General features: G+C 65.7%; 3 protein-coding genes. All 3 read left to right on the plus strand.

Going from position 1 to position 9,070, the window contains the following annotated elements; translation table 11 throughout:
* The first annotated feature begins 117 nt into the window (after positions 1–117).
* Complete coding sequence (gene rplL, locus U9980_RS00080; RefSeq protein ID WP_416210088.1) at positions 118–507, plus strand: 50S ribosomal protein L7/L12; 390 nt, start codon at positions 118–120, stop codon at positions 505–507.
* An 813-nt stretch (positions 508–1,320) separates the two neighbouring features.
* Positions 1,321–4,743, plus strand: coding sequence for a DNA-directed RNA polymerase subunit beta (gene rpoB, locus U9980_RS00085; protein ID WP_322766168.1), 3,423 nt, complete (start codon positions 1,321–1,323; stop codon positions 4,741–4,743).
* A gap of 294 nt (positions 4,744–5,037) precedes the next feature.
* Positions 5,038–8,937 (plus strand): DNA-directed RNA polymerase subunit beta', encoded by a 3,900-nt coding sequence (locus tag U9980_RS00090; RefSeq protein ID WP_322766169.1) that lies wholly within the window; start codon positions 5,038–5,040, stop codon positions 8,935–8,937.
* Positions 8,938–9,070 lie beyond the last annotated feature (133 nt).

Here is a 9,070-nt window from a genome sequence, read left to right on the forward strand (position 1 = left end):
GCGGCGGCGCCGAGCGCCGAATAGAGCTGTCCGTCCAGCCCTACACCAGATACTCCACATCCAGTTCCCGGTACCCGCCACGGGCGGCGTGCCATCACAACCGGAAGGACCGCCACGATGGCGAAGCTGTCGACCGTCGAGCTGCTGGACGCGTTCAAGGAAATGACGCTGCTGGAGCTGTCGGAGTTTGTGAAGCAGTTCGAGGACACCTTCGGGGTGACCGCGGCAGCCCCGGTCGCGATCGCCGTTGCCGGCGGTGCCGGTTCGGCCGCTGAGACGCCGGTCGTCGAGGAGCAGGACGAGTTCGACGTCATCCTCACCGCTGTGGGCGACAAGAAGATCCAGGTCATCAAGGAGGTCCGCGCGCTGACCAGTCTGGGCCTGAAGGAGGCCAAGGACCTCGTCGACGGCGCACCGAAGCCGGTCCTGGAGAAGGCCACCAAGGAAGCCGCGGAGAAGGCCAAGGCCGCGCTTGAGGGTGCCGGGGCGACGGTCACCGTCAAGTAGCGACGGGGTCACCGTCAAGTAGGCACTGATCGGTCGGGCCGCCGCTCGTCAACGGACAAGGCGGGCAACGGCGGTCCGACCGGTTGCCGGGGCCCCTCCGGCAGGCCGCTGGCAAGGCCGGCCCTCGGGAGTCTGTCGTCGGCCGAGTGCGCGGTGCCACGCCAGTTCCGTGGCTGTTACGGTGAGCTGCTGCGGTGCCATGTTGTTAGGGTGCGGCATGCGGTCTTCCGGTTGGGGTTGACGACCTCACCCGGGACGGAGTTCCATCATCGGGAAGCGGTGAGACATACCTGTCGAGCAGCCTTGCCAGCAGTGCGGCCATCGGCTACACTGCTCGTTTGGGCTGCCCTTTCGTCGTGCGCTTGCGTTTCCTTCGGGTACGCGACGATCCGGCCCCGCGCGCAACCGCGTCCCGTGGCGCGGCCGTCCAGACGTAAGGACCGAGGTAATCCGAGCGAGACCGTTGACCGCAACCTGCCACCGAACCGCCGCCGCGTCGCCAGCCTGGGATGACCCTCCCACACAGGTGTCCTCCTTCGGAAGATGTCGTGACGGACTACTCGTCGACGCCCGTGTCGCGTCTGCCCGCACCGTGTCGCGTCTGCCCGCACCGTGGGGCAGCAGCGCGTTCCGTTGGACTACCCCCGCCGACACTCCGCACAACCGTAGCGAGACACTGATCACCCGACCACCCTTCGCCGGATTGTTCGAGGAGGCCGAGGGCAACGTGAGAAGAATCATGATCGCGTTGTCGGCGGCCCAAGGACGCATGAGCACCGCCAGCCCGACGATCAGGCCACCGGAAGGACCACCTTGGCCGCCTCGCCTAACTCCTCCCGCATCTCGTTCGCAAAGATCATCGAACCTCTCGAGGTCCCCGATCTTCTCGCCCTGCAGACCCAGTCCTTTGACTGGCTGATCGGCAATGAGGCGTGGGCGGAACGGGTCCAGGAAGCCATCGACGCCGGTCGTGACGACGTACCCGTCACGTCGGGTCTCGAAGAGGTCTTCGAGGAGATTTCTCCTATCGAAGACTTCTCGGGTTCGATGTCACTGTCGTTCCGCGACCACCGTTTCGAACCGCCGAAGTACTCCGTCGAGGAGTGCAAGGACAAGGATATGACGTACTCGGCCCCGATGTTCGTGACGGCCGAGTTCACCAACAACAACACCGGTGAGATCAAGAGCCAGACGGTGTTCATGGGCGACTTTCCGCTCATGACTCCGAAGGGCACCTTTGTCATCAACGGGACCGAGCGGGTTGTCGTCAGCCAGCTCGTGCGTTCGCCCGGTGTGTACTTCGAGAAGACCATCGACAAGGTGTCGGACAAGGACCTGTTCTCCTGCAAGGTCATCCCGTCCCGGGGCGCCTGGCTGGAGTTCGAGGTCGACAAGCGGGACACCGTCGGTGTGCGTATCGACCGCAAGCGCCGCCAGTCGGTGACCGTGCTGCTCAAGGCGCTCGGTTGGGACGAGGCGCGCATCCTCGAGCGCTTCGGTGATTTTCCGTCGATGCGAGTGACGCTGGAAAAGGACCACACATCCAGCCAGGACGACGCGCTGCTCGACATTTACCGCAAGCTCCGGCCGGGTGAGCCGCCGACACGCGAGTCGGCCCAGACGCTGCTGGAGAACCTCTTCTTCAACCCGAAGCGTTACGACCTGGCGAAGGTCGGCCGCTACAAGGTGAACAAGAAGCTCGGCGTCGACGTCCCGCACGACGTGGGCGTGCTCACCGAGGATGACGTCGTCCGCACGATCGAATATGTCGTGCAGCTGCATGCGGGCAAGGACAAGTCATATGACGTGGATGACATCGACCACTTCGGTAACCGTCGGTTGCGTACGGTCGGCGAGCTGATCCAGAATCAGGTGCGGCTCGGTCTCGCCCGGATGGAGCGGGTCGTCCGGGAACGGATGACCACCCAGGACGTCGAGGCGATCACTCCCCAGACGCTCATCAACATCCGGCCGGTCGTCGCCTCCATCAAGGAGTTCTTCGGCACCAGCCAGTTGTCCCAGTTCATGGACCAGACCAACCCGTTGGCGGGCCTTACCCACAAGCGGCGCCTGTCCGCGCTCGGCCCCGGTGGTCTGTCCCGGGAACGGGCCGGCTTCGAGGTCCGCGACGTCCACCCCAGCCACTATGGCCGGATGTGCCCGATCGAGACGCCGGAAGGCCCGAACATCGGTCTGATCGGTTCGCTGTCGACGTTCGCGCGGGTCAACCCGTTCGGCTTCGTCGAGACGCCCTATCGCAAGGTCGTGGCCGGTCGGGTCACAGACAAGATTGACTACCTCACCGCGGACGAGGAGGACAGGCACGTCATCGCGCAGGCGAACGCGCCGCTGACCGGCGACGGTTCGTTCGCCGAGCACCGCGTCCTGGTACGCCGCAAGGGCGGCGAGGTCGAGTTCATCCCGCCGGACGAGGTCGACTACATGGACGTCTCGCCGCGCCAGATGGTGTCGGTGGCCACAGCCATGATCCCGTTCCTTGAACACGACGACGCCAACCGCGCCCTGATGGGCTCGAACATGCAGCGCCAGTCCGTCCCGCTGCTGCGCAGCGAGGCGCCGCTGGTCGGTACCGGCATGGAGGCCCGCGCGGCCAAGGATGCCGGCGACGTGGTCGTCTGCACACAGTCCGGCGTTGTGGAGGATCTGTCCGCCGACTACATCACCGTGATGCACGACGACGGTACCCGGCGTACCTATCGGATGGCGAAGTTCCGCCGGTCCAACCAGGGGACGTGCATCAACCAGAAGCCGATCGTCGACGAGGGCGACCGCGTCCTGGCCGGTCAGGTCATCGCGGACGGCCCGTGCACCGACAACGGCGAGATGGCGCTGGGCAAGAACCTCCTGGTGGCGTTCATGCCCTGGGAGGGGCACAACTACGAGGACGCGATCATCCTCTCCCAGCGGCTCGTGCAGGACGACGTGCTGTCCTCGATCCACATCGAGGAGCACGAGGTCGACGCCCGTGACACCAAGCTCGGCCCCGAGGAGATCACCCGGGACATCCCGAACGTCGCCGAGGAGGTCCTGGCCGACCTCGATGAGCGCGGGATCATCCGGATCGGCGCTGAGGTCTCGCCCGGTGACGTGCTGGTCGGGAAGGTCACGCCGAAGGGCGAGACCGAGCTGACCCCGGAGGAGCGGCTGCTACGCGCGATCTTCGGTGAGAAGGCCCGGGAGGTCCGCGACACCTCGCTGAAGGTGCCGCACGGCGAGTCCGGCAAGGTCATCGGGGTCCGGGTCTTCGCTCGCGAGGACGGCGACGAGTTGCCGCCCGGGGTGAACGAGCTCGTCCGGGTGTACGTCGCCCAGAAGCGCAAGATCACCGATGGTGACAAGCTGGCCGGCCGGCACGGAAACAAGGGCGTCATCGCGAAGATCCTTCCTGCCGAGGACATGCCGTTCCTCTCGGACGGCACTCCGGTGGACGTCGTGCTCAACCCGCACGGTGTGCCGCGCCGTATGAACATCGGCCAGATCCTGGAGACCCATCTCGGTTGGGTGGCCAAGACCGGCTGGCAGGTTGACGACGGCGTCGAGGACTGGAAAGAGCGCCTGCGTGGTATCGGCGCGCATCAGGCCCCGCCCGACACCAACGTGTCGACGCCGGTGTTCGACGGCGCTCGGGAAGAGGAGATCACCGGTCTGCTCGCCTCGACGCTGGCCAACCGTGACGGTGACCAGCTGATCGGCTCCAGTGGCAAGGCGCGGCTCTTCGACGGCCGGACGGGCGAGCCGTATCCGTACCCGGTGGCGGTCGGCTACATCTACATCCTCAAGTTGCTACACCTGGTCGACGACAAGATCCACGCACGGTCGACCGGCCCGTACTCCATGATCACACAACAGCCGCTGGGTGGTAAGGCGCAGTTCGGTGGACAGCGCTTCGGTGAGATGGAGGTGTGGGCGCTGGAAGCGTACGGCGCCGCCTACGCCCTCCAGGAGTTGCTGACCATCAAGTCCGACGACGTCCTGGGCCGTGTCAAGGTCTACGAGGCCATCGTCAAGGGTGAGAACATTCCCGAACCCGGCATTCCGGAGTCCTTCAAGGTCCTCATCAAGGAAATGCAGTCACTGTGTCTGAACGTGGAGGTTCTCTCCAGTGACGGTGTCTCCATTGAAATGCGCGACACCGATGAGGATGTCTTCCGTGCCGCGGAAGAGCTCGGTATCGATCTGTCCCGGCGTGAGCCGAGCAGCGTTGAGGAGGTCTGACGACTAGTCGGCCGAGGGGCGCGCAAGCATGGCTCCACCTGCGCGCCCGCAGGCCCCCAAGGGAACCTGATGACCGCCGGCCGTGAGGATCGACGGTGCTACCAGTGGTCGTGACTCGCAGTTGGTGATCAGAAACCCGCCGGGTCACGGCGTCCGGTAGCCCGGATGCACTGATCGTTTCCCGGCGTCCCGCCGACCTTGGAATAACTGACGGCAGAAGCCCCCCGTCGCCGCCATTACTCGCAATGCCCGCCGGCGATGGGGGGGCAGCCAGACGGCAGAGAGAGAAGACACGTGCTCGACGTCAACTTCTTCGACGAGCTGCGCATCGGCCTCGCCACGGCAGACGACATCCGCCAGTGGTCACACGGTGAGGTCAAGAAGCCGGAGACAATCAACTACCGCACCCTGAAGCCGGAAAAGGACGGACTCTTCTGCGAGAAGATCTTCGGTCCGACCCGGGACTGGGAGTGCTACTGCGGCAAGTACAAGCGCGTTCGCTTCAAGGGCATCATCTGTGAGCGCTGCGGTGTCGAGGTCACTCGGGCCAAGGTGCGTCGTGAGCGGATGGGTCACATCGAGCTGGCCGCGCCGGTAACCCACATCTGGTACTTCAAGGGTGTGCCGAGCCGGCTCGGCTACCTGCTCGACCTTGCGCCGAAGGACCTTGAAAAGGTCATCTACTTCGCCGCGTACATGATTACCAATGTGGACGTCGAGGCGCGCCACCGCGACCTGCCCACCCTCGAGGCGCGGATCTCGGTCGAGAAGCAGCATCTCGAGGACAAGAAGAACGCCGACGTCGAGACGCGGCAGAAGAAGCTTGAGGCGGACCTCGCGCAGCTGGAGGCCGAGGGCGCCAAGGGCGACGCCCGGCGCAAGGTCCGGGAGGCGGCTGAGCGCGAGATGCGCCAGATCCGCGACCGCGTCCAGCGTAAGATTGATGATCTTGGGCGGGTGTTCGACCGCTTCAAGGGCATGAAGGTCCAGGATCTCGAGCCGGACGAGCTGCTCTACCGCGAACTGCGGGACCGCTTCGGGCAGTACTTCGAAGGCGGCATGGGTGCCGAGGCACTGCAGCGCAGGCTCGTCGACTTCGACCTGGCCGCGGAGGCCGAATCACTGCGGGAGACGATCCGCAGTGGCAAGGGGCAGAAGAAGGCCCGGGCGCTGAAGCGTCTCAAGGTGGTCTCGGCGTTCCTGAACACCCGCAACTCCCCGAACGGGATGGTGCTCGACTGCGTTCCGGTCATTCCGCCGGACCTGCGCCCGATGGTGCAGCTCGACGGTGGTCGGTTCGCGACATCCGACCTCAACGACCTCTACCGTCGGGTGATCAACCGTAACAACCGACTCAAGAGGCTGCTCGACCTCGGCGCCCCTGAGATCATCGTCAACAACGAGAAGCGGATGCTGCAGGAGGCCGTCGACGCGCTGTTCGACAACGGCCGCCGTGGCCGGCCGGTCACCGGCCCGGGTAACCGCCCGCTCAAGTCGTTGTCGGACATGCTCAAGGGCAAGCAGGGGCGCTTCCGCCAGAACCTGCTCGGTAAGCGGGTCGACTACTCCGGCCGTTCTGTCATCGTCGTCGGGCCGCAGCTGAAGCTGCACCAGTGCGGTCTGCCCAAGCAGATGGCGCTCGAACTGTTCAAGCCGTTCGTGATGAAGCGGCTGGTCGATCTCAACCACGCGCAGAACATCAAGTCTGCCAAGCGGATGGTGGAGCGGGCCCGTCCGGTCGTCTGGGATGTGCTCGAAGAGGTCATCACCGAGCATCCGGTGCTGCTCAACCGGGCACCGACCCTGCACCGGCTCGGTATCCAGGCGTTCGAGCCACAGCTGGTCGAAGGCAAGGCCATCCAGATCCACCCGCTGGTCTGCACCGCGTTCAACGCGGACTTCGACGGTGACCAGATGGCTGTGCACCTGCCGTTGTCCGCGGAGGCGCAGGCCGAGGCGCGCATCCTGATGCTGTCGAGCAACAACATCCTGTCGCCGGCATCCGGGCGTCCACTGGCCATGCCGAGCCTTGACATGGTCACCGGGGTGTTCCACCTCAGCCGGCTGTCCGAGGGCGCGATCGGCGAGGGTAGGGCGTTCTCCAGCGTGGCCGAGGCGCAGATGGCCTTTGACGCGCGGGAGATCGCACTGCAGGCGAAGATCAAGGTTCGGCTGCGCGACACCACCCCGCCGCTCGACTGGACTCCGCCGTCGGACTGGGTCAGCGGTGAACCGTTCACGCTGGAGACCACGTTCGGTCGCTGCCTGCTCAACGAGGCGCTTCCGGTGGGGTACCCGTTCCTCAACTACATGATGAACAAGAAGGCCCAGGCCGTGATCGTCAACGACCTGGCCGAGCGCTACCCGAAGATCCAGGTGGCCGCCACGCTGGATGCGCTCAAGAGCGCCGGCTTCTACTGGGCCACCCGGTCCGGGGTGACCGTGGCGATCGAGGACGTCGTTGCGCCGCCGAACAAGAAGCAGATTCTCGACGAGTACGAGCAGCGCGCGGAGCGGGTGCAGAAGCAGTTCGACCGGGGCTTCCTGTCCGACGACGAGCGCCGTGGCGAACTTGTGCAGATCTGGAACGAGGCGACTGGCAAGGTCGCCGAGGCGATGGAGGCGAACTTCCCGCCGACCAACCCGGTCGCGGTGCTGGTCAACTCCGGGGCAGCCGGAAACATGATGCAGATCCGGCAGCTCGCCGGCATGCGTGGGCTGGTCGCCAACCCGAAGGGTGAGATCATCCCGCGCCCGATCAAGGCCAACTTCCGTGAGGGCCTGAGCGTGGTGGAGTACTTCATCTCCACGCACGGCGCCCGTAAGGGTCTGGCCGACACGGCGCTGCGAACCGCTGACTCAGGGTATCTGACACGGCGGCTGGTCGACGTCAGCCAGGATGTCATCGTCCGCGAGGACGACTGCGGTACCGAGCGCGGCATCGGCACTCGTATCGCCCGCAAGGGAGCGGACGGAGCGCTCGTCCGTGACCGTTACGCCGAGACCGCGGCCTACGCGCGGACGCTCGCATCCGATGCGGTGAACGCCGCGGGCGATGTTGTGGTGCCCGCCGGCACCGACCTCGGCGATGTGGTCATCGGGCAGATCATCGATGCCGGCATCGAATCGGTGAAGGTGCGCTCCGCGCTCACCTGCGCCGCTCGGATGGGTGTGTGCGCACAGTGCTACGGCCGGTCGCTGGCGACCGGAAAGCTCGTGGACGTCGGCGAGGCCGTGGGTATCGTGGCGGCCCAGTCGATCGGCGAGCCGGGCACCCAGCTGACCATGCGTACCTTCCACAGCGGTGGCGTCGCCACCGGTGACGACATCACTCAGGGTCTACCGCGTGTGGTCGAGCTCTTCGAGGCCCGTTCCCCCAAGGGCAAGGCTCCGATCAGCGAGGTCGCCGGCCGGGTGCGCATCGAGGAGACCGAGAAGACGCTCAAGATCGTCGTTGTGCCCGACGACGGTGGCGAGGAGATCGCCTACCCGGTGTCGCGTCGTTCGCGTCTGAAGGTTGAGGAAGGCCAACACATCGGAGTTGGCCAGAAGATCGTCGACGGCGCCGTCGACCCGCACGAGGTGCTGCGCATCCTCGGCCCGCGCCAGGTGCAGCTGCACCTGGTCGACCAGGTCCAGGAGGTGTACCGCTCGCAGGGTGTGTCCATCCACGACAAGCACATTGAAATCATCATCCGCCAGATGCTCAAGCGGGTGAACGTGCTGGAGTCGGGCGAGACCACGCTCCTGCCCGGTGAGCTGGTCGAGCGGGCGCGTTTCGAAGAGGAGAACCGTCGGGTGGTCGAGTCCGGCGGCCAGCCGGCATCGGCCCGTCCGGTCCTCATGGGCATCACCAAGGCCTCGCTCGCGACCGAGTCGTGGCTGTCGGCGGCGTCCTTCCAGGAGACCACGCGGGTGCTCACCGATGCGGCGATCAACGCCCGGTCGGACTCGCTGGTCGGGCTGAAGGAGAACGTCATCATCGGCAAGCTCATCCCGGCGGGTACCGGCATCTCCCGGTACCGCAACATCCGGGTCGAGCCGACCGAGGAGGCGCGGGCGTCCATGTACTCGGTGGGTGGTGGCTACGAGGAGGGCGCGACCGTCGAGTACGGAGCGTTCGGTACCGGTAGTGGTCAGGCCGTGCCTTTGGATGACTTCGACTACCGCAGTACAGGCGGAGAATACCGGTAGGCAGCGAGTACCGGTAGGCAGCGTAGGGAACCCGGGTGGCCGTCCAGGCCTATCCGGGTTCCCGGGAACCGCTGGTGTGGGTTCCGGCCCGCCACGACCGACAAGCGGCCCGTGTGGTCATGTCCGCAGGGAC

This window comes from Protofrankia sp. Cr1 (assembly GCF_963555865.1).
Classification (GTDB): domain Bacteria; phylum Actinomycetota; class Actinomycetes; order Frankiales; family Frankiaceae; genus Protofrankia.

Coding starts and splice junctions, on each gene's coding strand:
- rplL (WP_416210088.1), top strand. CDS start 118: ATGGCGAAGCTGTCGACCGTCGAGCTGCTGGACGCGTTCAAGGAAATG.